Source organism: Microbacterium sp. Root53 (assembly GCF_001426925.1).
Classification (GTDB): domain Bacteria; phylum Actinomycetota; class Actinomycetes; order Actinomycetales; family Microbacteriaceae; genus Microbacterium.
In genome coordinates, this window is record NZ_LMFR01000001.1 from 139,449 (window position 1) to 161,099 (window position 21,651).

Genomic DNA, 21,651 nt, shown 5'->3' on the forward strand with positions numbered 1-21,651 from the left:
CAGACCATCTCCGTCATCGCGCGGGACACCGCGCTCGAAAGGAAATCATGCAGGACCTCAACATCGCCATGATCGGCGGCGGCTTCATGGGCAAGGCACACTCTCTCGCCTACGCGGCGATGCCGATGTTCTTCTGGCCGGCGCCGGCCCGTCCCGTGAAGAAGGTCGTCGTCGATGTCACAGACGAGCTCGCGCGCACGGCCGCAGAACGCTACGCGTGGGAGTCGTCCTCCTCGTCGTGGCGGGATGTCGTCGAGGATCCGTCCATCGACGTGATCGACATCGCCACCCCGAACAACCTGCACGCCGAGATCGCGATCGCGGCGGCGGAGGCGGGCAAGCACATCATCTGCGAGAAGCCGCTCGCGCCGACCGCCGAGGAGGCCGGTCGCATGTATCAGGCGGCGAAGGACGCCGGTGTGGTCACGGCGGTCGCCTTCAACTACCGTCGGACTCCGGCGGTCGCGCTCGCCAAGAAGTACATCGAGGAGGGCGCCCTCGGCGAGATCCTCAACTTCCGCGGCACCTACCTGCAGGACTGGAGCGCCGACCCGAACTCCCCGCTGAGCTGGCGGTTCCAGAAGCACATCGCCGGCTCGGGCGCCGTCGGAGACATCGGCTCCCACGTCGTGGACCTCGCGCGCTACCTGGTCGGCGAGATTGCCGAGGTCAGTTCGCTGGTCTCCACGTTCATCACCGATCGGCCGCTGCAGGCGGGCGGGTTCGACGCACTCGGGGGAGCGACGAAGTCCGACGGGCCCCGCGGCGCTGTCGACGTCGACGACGAGGCGATGTCCCTGATCCGCTTCCGCAACGGTGCAGTGGGGTCGATCGAGGCCACGCGGAACGCCTGGGGGCGGAACAACTTCATCACCTTCGAGATCCACGGCACCGAGGGCTCGGTCTTCTTCAATTACGAGAATCGCGACGAGCTGCAGGTCGCGTTCAAGAACGACCCCGCCGACCGCCGCGGGTTCCGCACCGTCTACTCGGGCCCGAACACTCCTTACGGCGAGTCGCTCTGGCCCATCCCGGCCCTGGGCATCGGGTACGGAGAGACGAAGATCATCGAGGCTCACGACTTCCTCAAGGCGGTCGTCGAGGGTGGCACGGTCGAGCCGAACTTCGCCGACGGCTACCAGGCCGCGCTCGTCGACGAGGCCATCCTCGAGTCGGGTCGCACGGGTCAGTGGGTGAAGGTTCCGGATGCCGTCGCAGAGAGCTCCTCCGATGGCTGACACGATCCCCGTCGGTCCGGCGGTCCGCATGCGTCAGATCGTCAAGAACTTCGGTTCGGTCGAGGTTCTGAAGTCCGTCGACATGGACATCGTGGCGGGGGAGGTGCATGCGCTCGCCGGTGAGAACGGCGCCGGGAAGTCGACGCTCATGAAGGTGCTGCAGGGCGTGCATCCCATCACGTCGGGCACGATCGAGATCGACGGCGAGCCCGTCGACATCCGCAGCACCGCGGACGCCGAGCGAGCGGGCATCGGCATGGTCTTCCAGGAGTTCAGCCTGATCCCCACGATGACAGTGGCTCAGAACATCTTCCTCAACCGTGAGCCGAGGGGTGCGGGAGGCCTGATCGACGACGGTGCGGCCGAGCGCGCAGCGAAGGAGCTCTTCGACGAGCTCGACGTCCGCATCGACCCGGGTGCCCGTGTGGAGGAGCTCGGCACGGCGTACTGGCAGCTGGTGGAGATCGCGAAGGCCCTGGCGAAGAACGCCCGCGTCCTCGTGATGGACGAGCCGACCGCCAGCCTCGCCAAGCACGAGGTGGAGAACCTCTTCGAGCTGATCCACACCTTGAAGAGCCGCGGAATCGCCATCGTGTACATCTCCCATCGGATGGACGAGATCCGCCGAGTCGCGGATCGGATCACCGTCCTCCGCGACGGCGGTGTCGTACTCGCCTCTCCGGTGGCGGAGCTGACCGCCGCGGAGATCATCGAGGCCATCATCGGCCGCCGTCTCGCGTCCGAGCTCGTGTACCGGGATCGAGGCCTGGACCCCGAAGCTCCCGTGCTGCTCGAAGCCGAGGAGATCGCCAGCACCAGCGTCCTCGAGTCGGTGAGCCTGGCGATCCGCGCGGGGGAGATCGTCGGTCTCGCCGGCCTCATGGGCAGCGGACGCACCGAATTCGCGCGCGTGGTCGCGGGATTGGATCGGCCGACCCGGGGCACGCTGAGCGTCGAGGGGAGGCCCGTCCGGTTCAACGGCCCGCTCGCCGCCCAGGCGGCCGGCGTCGCCCTGATCCCGGAGGATCGACGCGAGCAGGGGCTCGTCCTCGAGCACTCCGTGTCCGACAATCTCACCCTGCCCGTCCTCGACCGGGTGAAGACGGGACCGCTCCTGTCACCGCGGAAGCTGCGCGAGCTCACCGGCGAGCTCGTGTCGCGCTTCGCGGTGAAGGTCGCCGACCCCTACGCCCCCGTCAACCGGCTCTCGGGCGGCAACCAGCAGAAGGTGGTCGTCGCCAAGTGGGTCAACACCGACCCGCGCATCCTGCTGATGGACGAGCCCACCGCGGGTGTCGACATCGGAACCAAGACCGAGATCCTCGACATCGTGCGGGACTTCGCCTCCCGGGGCAACGCGGTGCTGTTCATCTCGTCCGAACTGCCCGAACTTCTCGCGGTCGCGGACCGCATCGTCGTGCTCCGTGAGGGACGGTCCTTCCGTGACCTGGTCCGCGCCGACATCGAGAGCGAAGAACAGCTTCAACTCATCATCCAAGGAGAGGCGGCATGAGCAGCCCAGCAACGGCCACACGGCCATCCCTCGTCTCGCGTGCCCTCGCGCACCTGGACTGGCGGAGCAACATCATCTACATCGCCTTCGTGGTGGTGTTCGTCCTGTTCGCGATCTTCCTGGGCAACGACGGGTTCCTGTCGCCGAACAACATGCTCAACATCGTGCGCCAGACCGCGACGATCTCGATCATGGCGGTCGCGATGACCTTCGTGATCGCCACCGCGGAGATCGATCTGAGCGTCGGCTCCGTGGCTGGCCTGGCCTCGGTGGTCACCGCCATGGCGACAGCCCAGTTCGGCCTGGTGCCCGGCATCCTCGCCGGGCTGCTCGCCGGAGCCGTGATCGGGGCCGTCAACGGGGGCCTCGTCGCGCTTCTGAAGATCCCGTCGTTCCTCGTCACCCTCGGCATGCTCGGCCTCGCTGCGGGGGTGTCCCAGTGGATCACTGCGTCAGCACCTCAGCCGATCAGCGATCGCCTGTATGTGCTGATCTTCGGCGGCGGCGACTTCGGCCCGGTCCCTGGTCTGCTGGTGTGGACGGTCGTCGCGGTCGCCGTCGGATGGCTGGTGATGAACCGCACCGGATACGGCCGGAGGGTGCTCGCCACGGGCGGCAACCCCACGGCGGCGGCGTACACCGGGATCAACACGGCCCGCATCAAGTTCACCGTGCTGCTCACCTCGGGAGTGGCGGCCGCGCTTGCGGGCATGCTCTACGCCGGCCGGCTGGAATCCGGGCGGTTCCAGTGGGGGCAGGGCGATGAGCTCACGGTCATCGCCGCCGTCATCCTCGGCGGAACCAGCCTCTTCGGCGGACGCGGTGCCATCATCGGCACCCTGTTCGGCTCCCTGTTCATGGGCCTGGTCAACAACGGGCTCATCCTGGCGGGTCTCGACGTGGCGCAGCAGCAGGTCGTGCGCGGAGCCATCATCATCGCGGCCGTCGCCCTGTCCCGGAAGAAGTGATGACGCGCCGGATGCCGAGAAGCGGCATCGTCGGGACGGGATTCATGGGCGGGGTCCACACCCGCGCGGTGCGCTGGGCGGGCGGTGAGGTGGTCGCCTTCGCCGGCCGGGATCCGGAACGCACCCGCGCGGCGGCGGAAGCGGCGAACGTCGCCCTCGCCCTCGATCCCCACGAGCTCGTGCGTCATCCCGACGTCGACATCGTGCACATCTGCACGCCCAACTCGCAGCATCTGGAACTTGCACTCGCCGCCGTCGCAGCGGGCAAGCACGTGGTGTGCGAGAAGCCGCTGGCCACGACGGGGGCAGACGCGGTGCGGCTGCGCGCGGCGGCCGCCGCCGCCGGCGTGGTCCATGCCGTGCCCTTCGTGTACAGGTTCTACCCGACCGTGCGGGAGGCGAGGGCGCGCATCGCGGCGTCGGGTGAACGCATCTGGCTCGCGCACGGGCACTACCTCCAGGACTGGTTGTCGGATCGATCCACGTACAACTGGCGGGTGGATGACGCGGGATCCCGGGCCTTCGCCGACATCGGCGTCCACTGGTGCGACCTGTTCGAGTTCGCGACAGGCCATCGCATCGTCCGCCTGCTCGCGCAGCAATCGCGCCTGCACGACACCCGCATCTCGGGCGGACGCGAGGTGTCGGTCGCCACGGAGGACGGCACGACCATGATGTTCCAGACCGATCGCGGCGCGAGCGGCACGGTCGTGATCTCCCAGGCGAGCCCCGGGCGCAAGAACCGTCTCTGGCTCTCGCTGGACGGCGCCGAGCGCAGCTACGCGTTCGACCAGGAGAATCCGGGCGATCTGTGGGTCGGCTCCGCCGACGCGGTGCTCCTGCTCGCGAAGGGGCACGAGACGCTGACCGCGGACGTCGCGTCGTCGTACGTCACGGTCCCGTCGGGTCATCCCCAGGGGTACCAGGACTGCTTCGGACTCTTCATGCGCGACGTGCATCGCGCCATCGCGGGGGAGCAGGTGGATGGACTGCCGACCTTCGCCGACGGTGCGCGTGCCGCCGTCCTCACGGACGCCGTGATCGCCTCCGCTCGGTCCGAGGCATGGATCGAGGTGACGGGCGACCGCGCTGCGGCGGCAGCGAGCGCGGTCGGCGTCGCCTGAGCCCGCTGCCCCTCCGTGGGCGCGGGCTCAGGCGAGGCGCGGCCGATCAGCCTCCGACGAAGCTCGAGATCAGCCGGATCGAGAGCGCCAGCACGGCGATCAGCCCGACGACGCCGAACAGGTTCTGCCACCAGGTGTTGCGCATCTCGGCCATGAGGCTCCGCCGGTTCGCCATCACGACGATGAGCACGGCGAGCACCGGGGCGACGAGGATCGTCAGGGCCTGCGCGATCACGATCAGCTGAATCGGCGCGGCCTGGAAGATCAGCGCGACCGCGACGCCGAACGCGAGGATGGCGCCGCTCACGAGCTTGGCTGTGCGCGAGCTCGACGACGCACCGCGCCCCAGGGCGTCCGAGAGCATCGTGCCGCCGGCCGTCGCGTTCGCGATCATCGAGGAGAACGCGGCGCCGAAGAATCCGAGGGCGAACACGGTGGAGCCGACCGGGCCGGCGAGCGGCTCGAAGACGCCCGCGAGGGCCACGATCGTGGCCGCCTGCTCGCCGGTGCGGCCGAGCACTGCGGAGGCGACCACGATCACGAGGGCGGTCATCACTCCGGGCGCGATGATCCCGGGGATCGTGTCGACGATCGTGATGTCGCGGTAGTCGTCCTCTGTGCGCTCTCGCTCCTTCGTCCCGTACGACGTGTAGAAGGCCGCGTTGATCGAGAAGTTCGTGCCCACGAGGGCGATCAGCAGCAGCCACGCGCCATCCGGCACGACCGGCACGAGGCCGGATCCCGCCGCCGCCCAGTCGGGCTGCGAGACGAACGCGCTAGCGACGAACGCGATCGCCATGAGCGCGACGATGACGATCAGCACCTTCTCGATCACGCGGTACACATTGCGCAGGACCAGCAGCGCGGCCACGCCGATCGTGCAGAAGACGGTCCACATCACGGGGTTGCCGCCGAAGAGCATCGACAGGCCGAGCCCGGACCCTACGGCGTTGCCCACCGAGAAGCACAGCGTGATGAGGAACACGCCGACGCCCGCGAGCACGCCGACCCAGCCGCCGAGGTGCTCCTTGATCGACGTGATGAGCGACACGGGCGACTTGATGCCGAGACGCACGCTCATGTCGGTGAGGAAGATCATCAGGATGGTCGACACGACGATGACCCAGATGAGGGTGTACTGGTAGGCACCGCCCGCCTGGACCGCGGTCGTGAGATTGCCGGGCCCGAACTGCCAGGCGCCGGCGACGAACGCAGGGCCGATCAGCGCGAGCTGCTGCCAGAACGTGCGGCGGCGCCTGCTCGATTCCACGATGGTCCTCATCGTCTGCGTCGAGAGGCGTCCGTAGCCGGTGCCGGGGGTGGTCGATGTGTGTCGGGTGTGAGCGGTCATGGGGGCTCCTCCATCGGAGTCGCGGCGGGGGCCGCGCGGTCTTCGGTGACTCGGGTGCCGCTTTCCCGCGGCGTCGGGCCGATGCGCTCGGCTCGGGCCGGGGCGACGGGGGAACCGTCGCCCCGGGTGTGGATCAGGCGGGGACGGCGACCTTGCCGAGACCCGCCTCGGCGAAGGCGGCCGCGATCTCGGCGTCGGCGCCGGGACCGAGGGGGAGCAGCGGCTCGCGGACCGTCGCGTGATCGAGGATGCCACGGTTGACGAGGCCCCACTTGAGCGCGACGGTGCCCTCCATGTGAGAGCCCCGGTGGTACACGTTCTTGGTGACCGGGAGCAGGCGCTCGTGGATCGCGTGCGCGGCGGCGTAGTCCTGGGCCTTGCCCGCCGCGATCAGCTCGACGAGCAGCTCGGGTGCGATGTTGCCGTAGCCGACCAGCAGGCCGTCGACGTCGAACATCGTCGGGAGCAGGTACTCGTCGTGGCACGAGAGCACCTGGAGGTCCGGGTGGGCCGCGCGCAGGGCGGGGATCTCGGTGTACCAGCGACGCATGTTCCGCACGCCGTTCTTGGTGTGGTTCACGCCGGGCTGCGCGGCGATCTCGAGCTGGGTGTCGAGGTCGTACGACGCCTTCGTGTTGTCGGGGTACTGGAACAGGATCTCCTCGAGACCCGATTCCTCCCAGATCGCGCGGTAGCGCGTCTGCGGGGCGCCCGGCTGGAAGCCGAAGCGCAGCCATCCGTGCGACGGATAGACCAGGGCGCCCTTGGCGCCGGCGTCGGCGGCATCCTTCGCCTCGAGGGCGGCGGTCTTGTTGCCCTCCTTCGTGATCCCGGCGATGATCGGCAGCCGGTCCTCGACCGTGTGCAATCGTTAGCGGGAACGTTTGCAAGCATCCCGTGGCACGGCCTTCGCTGTCAAGGGGTGACCTGAAATCGTTCCTGCAAAGGTTTCCGACCGGCATGGATACAGTCGGGAGGGGAGGCGGCGCATGGGTATCGACGCGAGCGGTGCGCGACGCGTGGTGACGTTGCGTGATGTGGCCGAGGCATCCGGCGTCAGCATCTCGACCGTGAGCCGCATCCTCGACGAGCGCACCCCTCCCTCGGCGTCCGCCACCGCACAGCGGGTCCGCGCCGCGGCCGAGCAGCTCGGGTACCGACGCAACGTCTTCGCCTCCAGCCTGCGCCGTGGCGCCACTGGGACGATCGGTGTGCTGGTCCCGCGTCTGACGGACGCCGTGATGGCCCTCATGTTCGAGGCGATCGAGCGCACCGCGCGCCGGCACGGCTCCTTCGCGGTCGTGGCCACGTGCGGAGACGACCCCGACGAGGAGCGGCGCGCGACCGAGATCCTGCTCGATCGCAACGTCGACGGCCTCATCCTCGCGACGGCGCGCATCGACGACGCACTCCCCGCCGCCCTTCGCGAGCGGGGCATCGCGCACGTCCTCGTGCTGCGCACCGACGGTGTCAGCCCCTCCTCGCTCGGCGACGATGAGACGGGCGGGTACCTCGCTGTCCGCCACCTGATCGACCTCGGGCACACCGACATCGCCATCGTGACGGGCCCGTGGTTCACGTCGAGCGGCCGCGATCGTCGCCGAGGAGCCGAGCGTGCACTCGCAGAGGCGGGGATCGAGATCCGCGACGATCGCATCCTGACGACGGGCTTCGGCGTCGATGACGGGATCGATGCGGGGCGGGCGCTGCTGGACCGTCCCGACCCGCCTACGGCGATCTTCGCGGCAAACGACAACCTCGCGGTCGGAATCATCGGCGCCGGACGCAACCTGGGGCTGCTTCCCGGCAGGGAGCTCTCGATCGTCGGGTACAACGACATCCCGCTCGCGGCGCGGCTCCCGACGCCGCTCACGTCGGTTGCGACTCCATTCGATCAGATCGCCACGACCGCGTTCGATCTCCTGGACCCGTCGACGCCACCGGGAACGATCCGCCGCGCGCTGCCGACGCTCATCCCGCGTGCGTCCACCGCGCCGCCCCGTTCGCGGATGTCAGGCGACTCCGGGCGATCGTGGTGACCGCGCCGGACCGCACGGATCCGTCGTCGTGGTGCGCGGCGATCCGGGCCGAGCAGCAGGAGCCGATCTTCGCGTCCGCGCCCGAGGTCATCTCGACGTGGCTGCTCGTGGAGCACCCCGGCCCGTGGCCGTCGCGCGGATTCCCGGGCGACCTGTCGGACGTCGCGCGCGGCGTCCTCGAGGCGGCCGAGGAGCGGGGCGTGCGCGTGCAGTTCATCCGGCGCGTGCGCGACCGGCGGCGCGCGGGGCGGACGATCGTCGTCGCGGGCCGCGGCGGCGCGCGCGGCTGGGCCGAGACGCGCGACGCGGCGGACCTGGACGAGCTGGCCGAGCTGGATCTGGCAACGCTCGCCGACGGTGTCGCGCCGGGCTTCGGTGCGGCAGTCGATCCCTCCGAGCCCGTCGTGCTGGTGTGCACGCACGGCCGGCGCGACGTGTGCTGCGCGCGGCTCGGGCGACCGGTGGCCGTGGCGCTGAGCGCCGCGATGCCGGGGCAGGTCTGGGAGACGACGCACGTGGGCGGCGACCGGTTCGCGGCCAACGTGGTGACGCTGCCCGGCGGGCAGTATCACGGCGGTCTGACGGCCGCTGACGTCGAGCGCGTGGCGGCCGCGATCACGGCCGGCGAGCTCGACCTCGGGCGCTGGCGCGGCGAGTGCGGGGTCCCCGCCGCCGAGCAGGCCGCCGCGTACTTCCTCCGGCGCGAGCTCGCCGAGGCGCGCATCGATGCTGTCCGGGTGCTCGGGGTCGCGGACGCGCCCGGAGACCAGAGCGTCGTCCGGATCGCGGTGGACGGCCGGCCCGATCACCTGGTCCGCGTGCGTCGCGTCGAGAACGCGCCGCGGCGGACGTCGTGCGCCCACGGCGGCACGATCGGCGCGCCCGCGAGCTACGAGCTCGTGTCGCTCTCGGCGAGCTCCGGCTCGGTCGGCACCACGATCGGCATCCCCGACACGGGGTCCGGGATCGTGACGCAGTCGACGCCGAACACGGCGGAGACGGTCTCGGGCGTGATGACCTCGGCGGGGGATCCCGAGGCGTAGATCGCCCCGTCGCGGATCGCGATCAGGTGGTCGCTGTACCGGCACGCCTCGACCAGGTCGTGCAGCACCATCACGACCGTCACGCCCCGCTCGCGGTTGAGGGTGCGCAGCAGGCGCAGGATCTCGAGCCGGTGCGCCAGGTCGAGGTAGGTGGTGGGCTCGTCGAGCAGCAGGATCGGGGTCTGCTGGGCGAGCACCATCGCGATCCACGCGCGCTGCCGCTGACCACCCGAGAGCTCGTCGACCGGGCGGTCCGCGAGCTCCGTCATGCCCGTCGCCTCGAGCGCGTCCGACACCGCCGTTCGGTCGTCGGCCGTCCACGCCGTGAACATCCCGCGGTGCGGGAACCGGCCGCGCTCCACCAGGTCGCGCACGGTGAGCTGCTCGGGGACCGCGCTGCTCTGGGGCAGCAGGCCGAGCAGGCGCGCCACGCGGCGCGTGGACATCCGGTGCACCGACTCGCCGTCGAGCAGCACGCGCCCCGCGTCGGGCGAGAGCACGCGGGCCATGGTCTTGAGCAGCGTCGACTTGCCGCACCCGTTGGGGCCGACGATCGCGCTGACGACGCCGGTCGGCACCGCGAGGTCGATGCCGTCGACGATCGGCGCCGCGCCGTACCCGACGCGGAGCGACTCCACGCGGACGTCGGCGGGCGGCGCGGGCCGGCGGGTGGGGGTGAGCTGATCGGTCGTCATCGTCGTCCCGTTCGGTGAAGGAGCCAGAGGAGGTAGGGCGCGCCGAGCGCGGCCGTGATCACGCCGGCCGGCAGGTCCGCGTCCTCGAGCAGGCGCTGGCCGAGCGCGTCCGCGCCGAGCACGAGGGCGGCGCCGACCAGCAGCGAGACCGAGAACGTGGCCGCCGACATCGGCCCCGCGAGGCGTCGCGCGATGTGCGGAGCGCCGAGTGCCACGAACCCGAGCGGGCCCGTGACCGCGACCGCGACGCCGGCCAGCAGCGCCGAGACCAACAGCACCGCCGCGCGCGTGCGCCGCACCGGGACCCCGGCGCCGATCGCGATGTCGTCGCCCAGCTCGACCACCGCGAGCGCGCGCAGCATCCCGAAGGCCACGGGAAGCAGCAGGATCGCCCCGAGAGCCACGATCGCGACGTGCAGGGAGTCGCGTGCGTGGAGGCTGCCCGACAGCCACACCTCGGCGGCGCCGAGGCGGCGCGGGTCGATGCGCGCCACCACGAGCGTGGTCGCGGCGCCGGCGATCGCGTGGACGCCGATGCCGACCAGCACCAGCCGCGTGCTGCTGCCGCTCGTGTGCCGCGTCAGCAACTGAATGACGGTCACGGCGGCGGCCGCTCCCACGCCGGCGGCGAGGGGCAGTGACGCGGGCGGCAGTCCGGCGCCGATGGCGGCGACCGCGGCCAGGGCGGCCCCGCCCGTGACGCCCAGGATGTCGGGCGACGCGAGCGGATTGCGCATCAGGCCCTGCATGAGGGCCCCGGCGCCGCCCAGGCACGCGCCGGCGAGCGCGGCGACGACCACGCGCGGCATCCGCAGCTCCTGCACGATGAACGCGCTGCCGCTGTCGCCGAGGCCGATCGCGGCGCGCAGCGCGTCGAGCACCGGGATGGGCTTGGACCCGTCGACCAGGCCGAAGACGACGAGGGCCGCGATCGCGACCGCCAGCACGGCGGGCGCGGCGACGCGGGCGCGGCGCCGCGCGGCCGCGGGCGCGCTCACGACATCCCCCGGGCGCGCGCGGCGATGCGGATCAGGAAGGGCGCGCCGAGCATGGCGGTGAGCACGCCGGCTTGCACCTCTGATGGGGGAGCGACGACGCGGCCGACGATGTCGGCGACCAGCAGGATGACCGGGCCGAGCAGCGCCGACGTGACGAGCACGTGGATGTGGCGCCCGCCGACCAGGAAGCGCGCCAGGTGCGGGGCGATCAGCCCGAGGAAGGCGATGGGGCCGGCGACCGCGACCGCGATCGCTGCGAGCGCCACGGCCGTGATGCCGGCGAGCACGCGCACGCGTCCGGGGCGCTGGCCGAGGCCGATCGCGGCCTCATCGCCGAGCGAGAGCGCGTCGAGGGGCCGGGCGAGGAGCGCGGCGGCGAGAAGCCCCACGGCCAGGAGCGGCAGGAGCGGCGGCAAGGCGGCGGAGTCGCGGCCGGCCAGGGAGCCGGCGAGCCAGTGGCGCACCTCGTCGGCGTTCGCCTCGTTCAGCGCCAGGATCGCCTGCGTCCAGGCCGAGAGCAGCAGCGAGACCAGGGCGCCCGACAGCGTCAGCCGCAGGGGCGACAGGCCGTCGCGGCCCGTGCCGGCGAGGGCCAAGGCCAGGCCGGCGGCGGCGCCACCGCCGGCGAACGCGACCCACACGGCCCACGTCGAGGGCATGTCGAGGAGGGCGATGAAGACCACCACGGCGAAGCCGGATCCCGCGGTGATCCCGAGCAGGGTGGGGGAGGCGAGCGGGTTGCGGGTGGATCCCTGCAGCAGCACGCCGGACACCGCGAGGCAGACGCCGGCGACCAGCCCCGACACGGTGCGCGGGAACCGCAGATCCTGGACGATCAGGTGCGCCTCGCTGCTGCGCGCGCCCAGGACCGCGTCGACCACCGCGCCGAGCGGCACGAACACCGAGCCGATGGCGACGCTGCACCACACCGCGACGGCGAGCACCGCGACCAGCGCCACGGGGACGACGACCGCGCGCACCCGGCGGGACGCGTCGGGGCGCGCCCGGGAGACCCCGGGCGCGCCCGTCGCGGCGTCGAGAGCGGTCACTCCGCCTCGGCGAAGTACGCCTCGAGGTCGGCGAGCAGCGCGTTCGCCGCGCCGATGCCGCCGCCCAGGTTCCAGTGGCTCTCGTCCACCTCGACGACCTTGCCCGCCTTCACGGCCGACAGGCCCTGCCAGAGCTCGGTCGAGGTCCAGCGCTCGATCTGCTCGTCGACGGTCTGGGTGCCCTGCTGGGCGTAGTGGTCGGCCGAGACCATCTCGAAGATGACGTCGCCGTCCATCTCGGGGATGCGCTCCTCGGAGATCTCGATGAGCTGCTCCGAGGCCTCCCAGTCCGCGACGGTCTGCGCCTCGGGGCGCTGCAGGCCCGTGTCGCGGACGACCGAGCCCGGGAAGCCGGTCAGGTAGATGCGCACCTGGTCGGGCATGAAGCGGATGATCGACACCTCGGTGTCGCCCTGGCCGGCCTCGTCCAGCGCGGCGCCGATCTCGGCCGCGCGGGCCTCGTAGTCGGCGACGATCTCGGCGCCCTCGTCTTCGAGGCACAGGGCCTCGGCGTACACGCCGACGTTCTCCTTCCAGGCCACGCCGATGGTCTCGGTGAACACGGTGGGGGCGATCTGCGACAGCTGGTCGTAGAGCGCCTCGTGGCGCAGCTTGGAGCCGAGGATCAGGTCGGGCTCGAGCGCGGCGATCGCCTCGAGGTCGGGCTCGATCTCCGTGCCGACCACCTCGGCCTCCTCGACCTCGGCGGGCAGGTAGTCGTACCAGTCCTCGGTCCACGGCGAGACGACGCCGACGGGGGTCACGCCGAGCGCGAGGGTGCTGTCCGTCTCGCCCTGGCCCAGGGTCACGACGCGCTGCGGGGCGCACTCGACATCCGTGGTGCCCATGGCGTGCTCGACGGTCACGCTCTCGGGGGCGTCGGCTTCGGCGGGCGCGGCGGACGTCGCGGCGGGCGACGAGCAGGCGGCGAGGGTCAGGGGGAGGGCGAGCGCCAGGGCGACTGCGGCGCGACGGAGCTGGGGCATGGTGGGAATCTCCGGGTGAGGGGGATGAATGCCGAATTAGGCAACCCTTACCTTAGTCAGACCGGACCCGCGGACTCGAATCCATCCGTGTATCGACGCCGCCCCTCAGGCGCCGACCTCGGCGTCGTAGCGGTCGCCGGCGCGCTCGACCTGCGGGAGCGTGGCCGTCGTCCACGCCCACAGGGCGTCGATGAGGTCCTGGAGCGTCTTGCCGAGCGCCGAGATGCGGTACTCGACCGCCACCGGACGCGTGGCGATCACGACGCGATCGACCATTCCGTTGCGCTCCAGGCGGCGCAGCGTCGCGGTCAGCGACTTCTGCGTCACGGCGGGGATCTCGCGGCGCAGCTCGCTGAAGCGTCGCGGGCGCTCGCACAGGGTCTCGAGCACCTGCAGGGACCACTTGTCGAGCACCTGCGCCAGCAGCTCGCGGTGCTCCGGAGTGAGCTGAGCCGGGGCGGTGGGGGTTTCGTGCATGACACCTAGGAACCGGATCGCGACCGGGGACCTCGCGGGGGCAGCTCGCCCACGCGCTCCGCAACACGGGCCGCGGTCTCGCCGCGGCCGGCGCGACGCTCGCGGACGTCGTGCGGCTGCGCTTCTACCTGAAGGACTGGCAGCCCGAGAAGTACCCCGAGTTCGCGGCGGGCCTCGAGCTGGTCGCCGAGGAGCTGAAGCTCCCGAACCCGCTCCCGCCGGTGTCGGCCATCGGCGTCGACTACCTGTTCGAGCCCGACGTCCTCCGTCGAGGGCGAGGCGTACGCCGTCCTCGACTGAGCCGCACTGCCGGCACGGGCCCGCACTGGCGGGCCCGGGCCGCGCCCGTGGCATCCTGGGGCCGTGACGGAGCGCATCGAGACGGTCGTGATCGGCGGGGGACTGATGGGGTCCGCTGCGGCGTGGCAGCTGGCGCGGCGCGGCCGTGAGGTCCTGCTGCTCGAGCGCTTCGAGCAGCTGCACCACCACGGCGCCTCGCACGGGACCACCCGCAACTTCAATGTCGGGTACACCCAGCCCCACTACCTCGAGCTCGTGACCGAGGCCGGGCGGCTGTGGCGCGAGCTCGAGTCCGAGTCGGGCGCGGACATCCTGGATCTGGTCGGCCAGACCAACCACGGCAAGGGCGTCCCCGACGACCACGCGGACATCCTGCGAGCGCACGGCATCGCCGCGGAGTGGCTCGCGGTCGACGAGGCGCGCGAGCGCTGGCGCGGCATCGCGTTCGACACCAAGGTGCTGTACACGCCCGACGGCGGGCGGCTGAACCCCGAGCGTGCGATCGCCGCCTTCCAGGCGGTCGCCGTGGAGCGCGGCGGCCGCGTGAGGCACGGGGCACGCGTTCTGCGCATCGGCGAGATGTCCGGCGGCGCGGTCGAGGTCGTGACGGAGGGCGAGACCTACCTCGCCGAGCAGGTGATCGTCACGGTGGGCGGCTGGACGGACAAGCTCGTCGGCGGCCTCGTGTCGTACCCGCGCCTGATCGTGACCCAGGAGCAGCCCGCCCACTTCGCCGTGACCGACCACGAGGCCGACTGGCCGAGCTTCAACCACGTGCGCGCGCTCGGCGATCCGCAGTACGACTACTGGCATTCCAACATCTACGGCATGCTCACGCCCGGCGAGGGAGTCAAGGCCGGATGGCACGCGGTCGGCCCGCACGTCGACCCGGACGACCGCTCCTACGAGTACGAGCCGAAGATGATGGAGCACCTGCGGCGATACGCCCGCGAGTACCTCATCGGCACGGACCCGGACCGGTTCGCGGCCGTGAGCTGCACGTACACCACCACGCCCGACGAGGCGTTCGTCCTGGACCGCCGCGGCCCGATCATCCTCGGCGCCGGCTTCTCGGGTCAGGGCGCGAAGTTCACTCCGGCGATCGGCCGCGTGCTCGCCGACTTCGTGACCGAGCCGGAGGCGAAGCCCATCCCCGCGTTCGCCGCCGACCGGTTCGGGACCGCCGTCAAGGGGTGGTGAGCGACTCCACGATCGCGGCGACGCTCGCGACCACGACCTCGCGTCGCCGGGCCGCGCGCTCGGGGGTGCCGGCGGCATCGCCCGCGTAGAGGTGCTCGACCGAGCGGAAGACCTGCCATCCGTCGGCCAGCGTGACGATCGACAGCAGCAGGTCGGCCGCGGCGCGGTCGTCGAGCTGCGGCAGCGCGTGGCGCACCTGCGCGACCAGACCCCCGTCGCCCCGCCCTCGGTCCACGTCCGCGCAGTCATCACCTGGATCGCGATCTTCCCGCTCGTCACGCTCGGGTTCTACGCGATCGCCCCGTTCTCGGCCGACTGGTCGCCCATCCTGCGGGCGTTCGTCCTCACGCTCGTCGTCGTGCCGCTCGCGGTCTACCTCGTCGTGCCGCAGCTGATGCGCGCCTGGATGGCGATCGCCCGCCGCCGCGCCGCGCGCGCATAGCGCGTCGCGCGCCGAGATCACACCGGTCCCGCCGAGGTCACATCCGCGCGGTGAGATCACCCGCATCCGTGACGTTCCCGACTGTGCTGCGCAACGCGGTCGAGAAGGTCGGCATCAGCCGGCGGGTGGCCGACTTCACGCTGTCGATCGGCATGACCATGGGCTCGTGCGGCGCGGTGCTGAACTACACGATCGTCGTGCTGTTCCTCGCGCAGGCGGGCGGCGTCGACCTCACGATCGGGCAGGTCGTGCTCGGGATGGCGCTCGCCATCCTGCTCAACATGGGCACGATCACGGTCCCGGGCGGCTTCCCGGTGGTCGCGATGTTCCTCGCGACCTCGGTGGGTCTCCCGATCGAGGCCGTCGGCCTGCTGATCGCGGTGGACTGGTTCACGGGGGTGCTGCGCACGTTCCTGAACGTGAACGGCGACACCCTCGTGGCCATGCTCGTGGCGCAGAACACGAACGAGATCGACCGCGACGTCTACAACGGCACGAAGTCCGTGACGACGGAGGATATCGACCTCGAGGAGCGCCGCGAGGCCTTCGAGAAGGCCGACGCCGCCGACTGAGCGCCACCGAGCGTGGCCCCGCTCAGACGAATCGGATCGTGCTCTGCAGGCGCGTGCGGACGTCGAAGAGCTCGTTGCCGCCGATGGGGCGCGCGCCCGGCACCCCGCCGCGGAGCACGGTGCCGAGGGCGTTGCGTCCCACGACCACCACGGGCACGCCGCGGACGCTGCCGAGGGGCGAGATCGCCTGGGCGAGATCCTCGTCCGGAAGCACCAGGACCGCGCCTCCGAACCGGACCCGGGCGGCGCGGGACACCACGCGCATCCGACGCAGCAGGCCGGCGATCGGCGCGTGGGGGCCCACGTCGGGGCCGATGATCTCGCCGCGCCGGAAGCGGACGACATCCCCGAAGTCCTCGGACATCACGCCGTACAGTCCCGATGGGCTGAGGACGACATGGTCGAGCTTGTCCTCCGGGTCGTCGCCGATCGCGACGTCGTGCCACACGGTGAACCCCATGCCGAGGTCGGCGATCGTGCGCGCCGTGCCCTCCTCGGCCAGCGCGTCGGCCAGCATGCGCTTCAGTTCCCGCGGAGCCCCGCGCACCAGCGCCGGGTCGTAGGGATCGGGGACCTCCACGCCACGGCCCGCCCACTCGCGGATCAGGTCGAGGTACCGTTCCCGGCGCCATCCGCCGGGGTGGCCGTACGACCGGGCGCGCGGGCGGGTGTCCGCACGCGCGGTCGGGGTGCTCCATCCGCGCCAGACGGCGCCCGCGTCGCTCCCGGCCGCGAAGCCGTGGCCCCGGTCGTACGCCGCACGGCCCTCGGGCGTGCCGATCAGCTCCCACGCGCGCTGCACCTGGATGAACATCGTCGCGTCGCCGCCGGTGTCGGGGTGCGTCTGCCGGAGCCGCAGCCGGTACGAGCGGCGCAGCTCGGCCTCGTCGACCGTCGGCTCGACGCCGAGAACCTCGTACGCCGAGCTCGAGAGCGGGCTGTCGAACATGGTGCTCCTCCGGGCAAGGTGTCCAGGGTATCCCTCGACGCACCGGCAGTGCCCCGGTGGTCCCGCGCGATCCGGTGCGGATGTGCCCTTCTGCGCACCCAAAAGGGCCGCTAGGCACCCGGACGCCCGGCGTCAGCCCTCGGGCATCTCCCCGAATCCCCCCTCGATCAGGTCCTCCAGGGTCTGCACCGCCTCGCGGGCGTCGGGGCCCGTCGCCTCGATCCGCACGACGTGGTCGCCCGTGGCGCCGAGGGCGAGGAGCGCGACGAGGCTGGCGGCGTTCGCGGGGCCCCTCCCGGCCGTGAGGTCCGTGACCCGGATGTCGGAGGCGAAGCCCGCGGCGGCGCGCGCCAAGGTGCCCGCCGGGCGCGAGTGCAGGCCGAGGGGGTTGCGGATCGTCACCTCGGCGGACGCCCGATCGCCGCCGCCGTCGTCGTCCGGCTCGGAACCGGCGGGCTCGGCGTCGCCGCGCCGCTTGGCGCCCAGCGCGCCGTCCGCCTCCGCGGCGACCTCGTCGAGCGTGCCGCCGCCGGCCGCCCGCACGAGCGCGGCCGTCGTCCCCTCCACGAGGGGGCCGTCGCTGATCCGCACGGGATGCCCGCTGGAGCGCAGGTCCAGGGCGAACTCCGCGCTGATCACGGCCGAGCCGAGGTCGGTCAGCACCACGACGCCGTCCGCGTCGGCGAGCGCGTCGATGGCGTCGGCGATCGCGACGGCATCCGTGCCGAACCCGTCGGCCGCGCCCGCCGCGAGCCGCACCGGCGGCGGATCGCCGTGCACCATCTGCATCGCCAGGTCCACGGTCGCCCGGGCGAGCGGCTCGCTGTGCGAGACGATCACGAGGCCGATCACGCGGCCGTCACCGTGTCGGCCAGCGTCTTGACGAGGATCGCGGAGGAGGCCGCACCCGGGTCGAGGTGACCCGCGCTGCGCTCGCCGAGGTACGACGCGCGGCCCTTGCGGGCCACGAGGGGCTCGGTCGCGTCGCGCCCCGCCGCCGCGGCGTCCGATGCCGCGGACACGGCGTCTCCCAGCGCCGATCCTGACGTCAGCGCGGCCTGGAGGGCGTCGACCGCCGGCAGCAGCGCGTCGAGCATGGTCTTGTCGCCCGGCTCCGCCTTGCCTCGCGCGACGATGCTGCCCACGCCCGCCCGCAGCGCCGCCTCCAGGGCGCGGCCGTCCAGGTCGTCGGCTCCGGCCGCGGCCTTGCCAGCCTCGAGGAAGAACGAGCCGTACAGCGATCCGCTGGCCCCGCCGACCTTGGAGATGAGCGTCATCCCGACCGCCTTCAGCAGCGCCGGGATGTCCGCGGGCGGCGCCGCGTCGAGCTTCTCGACCACGGCGGCCATGCCGCGTGCCAGGTTCGTGCCGTGGTCGGCGTCGCCGATCGCCGAGTCCAGCTCGGTCAGCCACGCGGCCTGCTCGGCGGTCTCGGCCGCGAAGCGCCGGAGCCAGGCGTCCACCGTGGCGAGCGTGACGGCATCCGTCATGTCAGCGTCCCCACCGCAGGCCGGCGGTCTCGACCGGCGCATCCCAGAGACGGAGGATCTCGTCGTCCGCGCTCACGAGCGTGAGCGAGCATCCGGCCATGTCGAGGCTCGTGATGTAGTCGCCCACGAGCGTGCGCGCCACCGTGATGCCGCGCGACTCGAGCGCCTGCGAGATCTCGCCGTACATTCCGTACAGCTCGATCAGGGGAGTGCCGCCCAGACCGGAGAGCAGGGCGATGACCGGAGCGCCCGTGAAGTCGAAGTCGGCCGCGATCGCGCCGACGATCTCCTCGGCGATGTCGTGGGCGGACGCGAGCTTCTCGCGCCGGCGGCCGGGCTCGCCGTGGATGCCGACGCCCACCTCCATCTCGTCCTCGGGCAGGTCGAAGCTCGGCTTGCCGTTGGCCGGCACGGTGCAGCTCGTGAGGGCGATGCCCATCGAGCGGCCGTTCGCGCTGACCTTCGCGGCGATCGCCTTGACGTCGGCGAGCGGGCGGCCCTCCGCCGCGGCCGCTCCGGCGACCTTCTCGACGATCACCGTGGTGCCGACGCCGCGGCGTCCGGCCGTCCAGGTGGAGTCCTCGACCGACACGTCGTCGGCCACCAGCACGGTCTCGACCTGGATGCCCTCCTCGCCGGCCAGCTCGGCCGCCATCTCGAAGTTCAGGACGTCGCCGGTGTAGTTCTTCACGATGAACAGCACGCCCGCGCCCGAGTCGACGGCCGTCGCGGCGGCGAGCATCTGGTCGGGGGTCGGCGAGGTGAAGATCTCACCGGCGCACGCGGCCGCGAGCATCCCGTGCCCGACGAATCCGCCGTGCATCGGCTCGTGCCCGGATCCGCCCCCGGAGACGAGCGCGACCTGGCCCTCGCGGGACGCCTTGCTGATGATCAGCCGGTTGTCGAAGTCCACCGTCACGTCGGGATGCGCGGCCGCGATCCCGCGCAGGGCGTCGCTGAGGACGGTGGCCGGGGTGTTGATGAGCTTCTTCATCGGAGCTTCTCCTGTTCGATGGCCTCGTCGGCGAAGGTGGGGGAGTGCCGGCGCGACCGACGCTAGACCCGGCGGCGCGCCCCGCGCTAGGGAGATGCGCAAGCGTGCACGCCCGCGGGGCGCTCGGCCGTCGACCGTGTCTCAGTTCGGCGCGGAATGCACGCCGGATTCCGCGCCGAACTGAGACATGGGATCACGTGGAGGAGATGCGGGCGAACGCGACGCGGGCGCCGCCGGGCTCCACGCGCGCGCAGTGGTCGCGGCCGATCACCGCGGAGCCGGGCGGCAGCGGGGTGCGCCCCAGTCGGGCGGTGCACGAGAGCACGAGCAGCAGCCACAGCCCATCGGGCGCGGTGGTCATCGCCGCGGCCGGCAGGTCGAATCCGCAGCGCGCGCGGTCCCGGTCGAGCATGAGGTTGAGCACCGTGACCGGCCGGATGACCCCGACCGCGCGCACGGCTGCCTCGCCCGGGAACCGCACGTGCTCACCGGGCCCGACCGCCCACGGCGCGCCCCCGATCGAGAGACGCAGGGGCCGATCGCCCGTCACCGCGAGGATGCGGTCGACGCCCGGGAAGGCCGAGAACGGCGCATCCTCGGCCATCTCCGCGGCGCTCAGGCGCCAGCCGTCGCCGGTGGCGAGCACGCGCGTCGTGCCGCGCCCGTTGCGCCAGGGCTCGGGTTCGGCGTCGTCGAGCCGGACGACTCCGGACTCACCCAGCGGCGATCACGTCCCCGAGCTCGTCGAGCAGGGCGGCCGCGGCGGTCAGCGGCGGGCGGAGGTCCTGGTCCTCGTGCGAGGGCTGCAGCGCGCGCAGGCGGTCGGCGGCGTCGTGCAGCCGCGGCGGTGCGGTCACCTCCCGCTGGCGCAGCAGACGACCGAGCGCGAGCGCCTCGCACGCGAGCACTGTCCGGTGGGCGGCGATCGCCCGCTCGAGCTGCACGGCGCCCTGGCTCGCGAAGCTCGCGTCCTCCTCGGCGCCGCGCGACAGGACGACGGTGCCGAGCGAGGCGGGCGCGGCGGACGCACGGATCTCGGCCAGCGCCCCGGCGGCGGTGTACTCCAGCATCATCAGGCCCGAGGCGCCGTCGGGTCCCTCGGCCAGGAAGGGGCGCAGGCCCGTGTAGGCGGGCTCGTTCGCGAGCCGCAGCCGGGCGTGCGAACTGGCGGCGGACTGCGCGATCGCCAGGTTCATCGCGTCGAGGTCGGCCGCGAGCTGGGCCTGGTAGAACCCGCCGTGGTGCGTGACCGTTCCGGCCGCGGCGTCGAAGACGGGGTTCTCCTGTGCGGCGTTCGCGAGCCGGGAGAGCTGCGACTCGAGCCGCTCGAGCGCCGTGACCACGAGGGCCTGGATCACCGGATAGACGCGCAGCCCGTAGGGGTCCTGGATGCGCGCGGGCGCGGCGGCATGCCCCTCGAGCAGCGCGCGGATCTCGCCGGCGACGACGTCGGCGCCGGGGGCCGCGATCGCGCTCGCCGCGGGGACGGAGAACGCCTCGGCGCTGCCCTCGAACGCGACCAGGGCCACGGCGTAGAGCACGCGACCGGCGCGGTCGAGCCGCCGCAGCTCGGCCGCCGCGAGTGCGCTCCGCCCGACCGTGAGTGCATTGCTGCTGAGGAAGGGCAGGGCGCTGTCCGCGCCCCACGCGATCGGCTCGCCCTCGAGGGGCGGCGTCGTCGGCCGCTCGCCGGCGAGGGCCAGCGCGATCGCCGACAGGGCGGCGAGATCGCCCGTGCCGATGGACCCCGCGCTGCCCACCTCGGGGAGCGCGTCCGCGTTGAGCATGCGCTGCAGCGCGTGCGCGACGGCGGGGTCGATGCCGGATCGCGCGCGCCCGAGCTGGACGAGCCGGGTGGCCGCCGTCGCCCGCACCACGCGGCGCGGCAGCGGATCCCCGGCATCGGTCGCGTGGCTGCGCACGAGCATCCGCCCGTGCGCCTCCGCCTCGGTCACGGCGGTCGTGCGATTGGCGCCGACCCCGGTCGACCGGCCGTAGGTCGGCCGGGCCGCGCTGATGCGCTCGGCGGCCTCCTGGCCGTGCACCAGCGCCTCGGCGACCTCCGGGGCGAGGGTCACGGTCGCCCCGTCGGCGATCGCGACGATCTCGCCGAGCGAGACCGGCGCCGAGGCGAAGATCCGGACGGGCGGAAGCGCGTGCGGGGCGGGGCTCGGAGTGCTCATGCACACAGCTTCCCGCAGAGGGTCTTGCGTTTCAACCAGT

The 21,651-nt window shown here is 72.3% G+C and carries 22 protein-coding genes and 2 pseudogenes; 10 read left to right on the plus strand and 14 right to left on the minus strand.

Features of this window, described 5'->3' with window-relative positions:
- The first annotated feature begins 47 nt into the window (after nucleotides 1-47).
- From ASD19_RS00670 to ASD19_RS00685, 4 genes are read left to right on the plus strand one after another with little or no spacing between them, the layout of a single operon-like run.
- Nucleotides 48-1,238, plus strand: coding sequence for a Gfo/Idh/MocA family protein (locus ASD19_RS00670; protein ID WP_055987789.1), 1,191 nt, complete (start codon nucleotides 48-50; stop codon nucleotides 1,236-1,238).
- Nucleotides 1,231-2,751, plus strand: a complete 1,521-nt coding sequence (locus tag ASD19_RS00675) for a sugar ABC transporter ATP-binding protein (protein WP_055987792.1) — start codon at nucleotides 1,231-1,233, stop codon at nucleotides 2,749-2,751. The genes ASD19_RS00670 and ASD19_RS00675 overlap by 8 nt, the downstream gene beginning before the upstream one ends.
- Nucleotides 2,748-3,719: an ABC transporter permease gene (locus ASD19_RS00680; protein ID WP_055987793.1), complete on the plus strand. Its 972-nt coding sequence runs from the start codon at nucleotides 2,748-2,750 to the stop codon at nucleotides 3,717-3,719. Before ASD19_RS00675 ends, ASD19_RS00680 begins: the two co-directional genes overlap by 4 nt.
- 11 nt (nucleotides 3,720-3,730) lie before the next feature.
- Nucleotides 3,731-4,843 (plus strand): Gfo/Idh/MocA family protein, encoded by a 1,113-nt coding sequence (locus ASD19_RS00685; protein ID WP_268777919.1) that lies wholly within the window; start codon nucleotides 3,731-3,733, stop codon nucleotides 4,841-4,843.
- Between the two features lie 46 nt (nucleotides 4,844-4,889).
- Here ASD19_RS00685 and ASD19_RS00690 read toward each other — a convergent pair whose 3' ends face one another.
- The gene (locus tag ASD19_RS00690; protein ID WP_082542878.1) at nucleotides 4,890-6,194 is read right to left on the minus strand and encodes an Nramp family divalent metal transporter; all 1,305 of its coding nucleotides are present in this window, start codon (nucleotides 6,192-6,194) and stop codon (nucleotides 4,890-4,892) included.
- Nucleotides 6,195-6,327: 133 nt separating this feature from the next.
- Nucleotides 6,328-7,062, minus strand: coding sequence for a dihydrodipicolinate synthase family protein (locus ASD19_RS00695; protein WP_082542879.1), 735 nt, complete (start codon nucleotides 7,060-7,062; stop codon nucleotides 6,328-6,330).
- Nucleotides 7,063-7,183: 121 nt separating this feature from the next.
- On the opposite strand from ASD19_RS00695, the gene ASD19_RS00700 reads away from it, so the two are divergent.
- Nucleotides 7,184-8,233: a LacI family DNA-binding transcriptional regulator gene (locus ASD19_RS00700; protein ID WP_055987800.1), complete on the plus strand. Its 1,050-nt coding sequence runs from the start codon at nucleotides 7,184-7,186 to the stop codon at nucleotides 8,231-8,233.
- A 224-nt stretch (nucleotides 8,234-8,457) separates the two neighbouring features.
- Nucleotides 8,458-8,832: pseudogene (locus ASD19_RS14880) on the plus strand (sucrase ferredoxin); the annotation flags it as partial.
- A 290-nt stretch (nucleotides 8,833-9,122) separates the two neighbouring features.
- On the opposite strand, the gene ASD19_RS13870 reads toward ASD19_RS14880, so the two are convergent.
- From ASD19_RS13870 to ASD19_RS00730, 5 genes are all read right to left on the minus strand, one after another.
- A complete protein-coding gene (locus tag ASD19_RS13870; protein ID WP_082542880.1) occupies nucleotides 9,123-9,971 on the minus strand; it encodes an ABC transporter ATP-binding protein in 849 nt (282 codons plus the stop codon).
- Nucleotides 9,968-10,969: a FecCD family ABC transporter permease gene (locus ASD19_RS00715; protein ID WP_055987807.1), complete on the minus strand. Its 1,002-nt coding sequence runs from the start codon at nucleotides 10,967-10,969 to the stop codon at nucleotides 9,968-9,970. Before ASD19_RS00715 ends, ASD19_RS13870 begins: the two co-directional genes overlap by 4 nt.
- Nucleotides 10,966-12,018 carry a FecCD family ABC transporter permease gene (locus ASD19_RS00720; RefSeq protein WP_055987810.1) on the minus strand — a complete coding sequence of 351 codons (1,053 nt, stop codon included), beginning with the start codon at nucleotides 12,016-12,018 and terminating at the stop codon, nucleotides 10,966-10,968. Before ASD19_RS00720 ends, ASD19_RS00715 begins: the two co-directional genes overlap by 4 nt.
- Nucleotides 12,015-13,004, minus strand: a complete 990-nt coding sequence (locus ASD19_RS00725) for an ABC transporter substrate-binding protein (RefSeq protein WP_055987812.1) — start codon at nucleotides 13,002-13,004, stop codon at nucleotides 12,015-12,017. Before ASD19_RS00725 ends, ASD19_RS00720 begins: the two co-directional genes overlap by 4 nt.
- Before the next feature lie 105 nt (nucleotides 13,005-13,109).
- Nucleotides 13,110-13,481 carry a winged helix-turn-helix transcriptional regulator gene (locus ASD19_RS00730; RefSeq protein ID WP_055987814.1) on the minus strand — a complete coding sequence of 124 codons (372 nt, stop codon included), beginning with the start codon at nucleotides 13,479-13,481 and terminating at the stop codon, nucleotides 13,110-13,112.
- An 86-nt stretch (nucleotides 13,482-13,567) separates the two neighbouring features.
- On the opposite strand from ASD19_RS00730, the pseudogene ASD19_RS14680 reads away from it, so the two are divergent.
- Nucleotides 13,568-13,930, plus strand: a pseudogene (locus ASD19_RS14680) (hypothetical protein); the annotation flags it as partial.
- Nucleotides 13,845-14,981, plus strand: coding sequence for an FAD-dependent oxidoreductase (locus ASD19_RS00740; protein WP_082542881.1), 1,137 nt, complete (start codon nucleotides 13,845-13,847; stop codon nucleotides 14,979-14,981). The pseudogene ASD19_RS14680 and the gene ASD19_RS00740, both read left to right, overlap by 86 nt.
- Here the strand turns inward: ASD19_RS00740 and ASD19_RS14195 are convergent.
- Complete coding sequence (locus ASD19_RS14195; protein WP_134745983.1) at nucleotides 14,968-15,177, minus strand: hypothetical protein; 210 nt, start codon at nucleotides 15,175-15,177, stop codon at nucleotides 14,968-14,970. The two genes, ASD19_RS00740 and ASD19_RS14195, sit on opposite strands and share 14 nt — an antisense overlap.
- On the opposite strand from ASD19_RS14195, the gene ASD19_RS14200 reads away from it, so the two are divergent.
- Entirely contained in the window at nucleotides 15,169-15,423 is a 255-nt protein-coding gene (locus tag ASD19_RS14200; protein WP_230667633.1) for a hypothetical protein, read from the plus strand. The genes ASD19_RS14195 and ASD19_RS14200 overlap by 9 nt on opposite strands.
- A 68-nt stretch (nucleotides 15,424-15,491) precedes the next feature.
- Nucleotides 15,492-15,995 (plus strand): dicarboxylate/amino acid:cation symporter, encoded by a 504-nt coding sequence (locus ASD19_RS00750; RefSeq protein ID WP_235562930.1) that lies wholly within the window; start codon nucleotides 15,492-15,494, stop codon nucleotides 15,993-15,995.
- 22 nt (nucleotides 15,996-16,017) lie between these two features.
- Here the strand turns inward: ASD19_RS00750 and ASD19_RS00755 are convergent, their stop codons facing one another.
- The 6 genes from ASD19_RS00755 to ASD19_RS00780 form a co-directional block, all read right to left on the minus strand.
- Nucleotides 16,018-16,944, minus strand: a complete 927-nt coding sequence (locus ASD19_RS00755; protein WP_055987818.1) for a J domain-containing protein — start codon at nucleotides 16,942-16,944, stop codon at nucleotides 16,018-16,020.
- Nucleotides 16,945-17,076: 132 nt separating this feature from the next.
- Nucleotides 17,077-17,796 carry an HPr family phosphocarrier protein gene (locus ASD19_RS00760; RefSeq protein ID WP_055987819.1) on the minus strand — a complete coding sequence of 240 codons (720 nt, stop codon included), beginning with the start codon at nucleotides 17,794-17,796 and terminating at the stop codon, nucleotides 17,077-17,079.
- Nucleotides 17,793-18,434, minus strand: a complete 642-nt coding sequence (gene dhaL / locus ASD19_RS00765; RefSeq protein ID WP_055987821.1) for a dihydroxyacetone kinase subunit DhaL — start codon at nucleotides 18,432-18,434, stop codon at nucleotides 17,793-17,795. Before dhaL ends, ASD19_RS00760 begins: the two co-directional genes overlap by 4 nt.
- Nucleotide 18,435: 1 nt before the next feature.
- Entirely contained in the window at nucleotides 18,436-19,428 is a 993-nt protein-coding gene (gene dhaK / locus ASD19_RS00770; RefSeq protein ID WP_055987823.1) for a dihydroxyacetone kinase subunit DhaK, read from the minus strand.
- 193 nt (nucleotides 19,429-19,621) lie between these two features.
- A complete protein-coding gene (locus tag ASD19_RS00775; protein ID WP_082542883.1) occupies nucleotides 19,622-20,149 on the minus strand; it encodes a HutD/Ves family protein in 528 nt (175 codons plus the stop codon).
- Nucleotides 20,142-21,611: an aromatic amino acid ammonia-lyase gene (locus tag ASD19_RS00780; protein ID WP_082542884.1), complete on the minus strand. Its 1,470-nt coding sequence runs from the start codon at nucleotides 21,609-21,611 to the stop codon at nucleotides 20,142-20,144. The genes ASD19_RS00775 and ASD19_RS00780 overlap by 8 nt, the downstream gene beginning before the upstream one ends.
- Between the last annotated feature and the right edge of the window lie 40 nt (nucleotides 21,612-21,651).

Excerpts from the sequence above, each read along its gene's own strand:
- ASD19_RS00670 (WP_055987789.1), top strand. The coding sequence starts at position 48 with ATGCAGGACCTCAACATCGCCATGATCGGCGGCGGCTTCATGGGCAAG.
- ASD19_RS00675 (WP_055987792.1), top strand. The coding sequence starts at position 1,231 with ATGGCTGACACGATCCCCGTCGGTCCGGCGGTCCGCATGCGTCAGATC.
- ASD19_RS00680 (WP_055987793.1), top strand. The coding sequence starts at position 2,748 with ATGAGCAGCCCAGCAACGGCCACACGGCCATCCCTCGTCTCGCGTGCC.
- ASD19_RS00685 (WP_268777919.1), top strand. The coding sequence starts at position 3,731 with ATGCCGAGAAGCGGCATCGTCGGGACGGGATTCATGGGCGGGGTCCAC.
- ASD19_RS00690 (WP_082542878.1), bottom strand. The coding sequence starts at position 6,194 with ATGACCGCTCACACCCGACACACATCGACCACCCCCGGCACCGGCTAC.
- ASD19_RS00700 (WP_055987800.1), top strand. The coding sequence starts at position 7,184 with ATGGGTATCGACGCGAGCGGTGCGCGACGCGTGGTGACGTTGCGTGAT.
- ASD19_RS13870 (WP_082542880.1), bottom strand. The coding sequence starts at position 9,971 with ATGACGACCGATCAGCTCACCCCCACCCGCCGGCCCGCGCCGCCCGCC.
- ASD19_RS00725 (WP_055987812.1), bottom strand. The coding sequence starts at position 13,004 with ATGCCCCAGCTCCGTCGCGCCGCAGTCGCCCTGGCGCTCGCCCTCCCC.
- ASD19_RS00730 (WP_055987814.1), bottom strand. The coding sequence starts at position 13,481 with ATGCACGAAACCCCCACCGCCCCGGCTCAGCTCACTCCGGAGCACCGC.
- ASD19_RS00755 (WP_055987818.1), bottom strand. The coding sequence starts at position 16,944 with ATGTTCGACAGCCCGCTCTCGAGCTCGGCGTACGAGGTTCTCGGCGTC.
- dhaL (WP_055987821.1), bottom strand. The coding sequence starts at position 18,434 with ATGACGGATGCCGTCACGCTCGCCACGGTGGACGCCTGGCTCCGGCGC.
- dhaK (WP_055987823.1), bottom strand. The coding sequence starts at position 19,428 with ATGAAGAAGCTCATCAACACCCCGGCCACCGTCCTCAGCGACGCCCTG.
- ASD19_RS00780 (WP_082542884.1), bottom strand. The coding sequence starts at position 21,611 with ATGAGCACTCCGAGCCCCGCCCCGCACGCGCTTCCGCCCGTCCGGATC.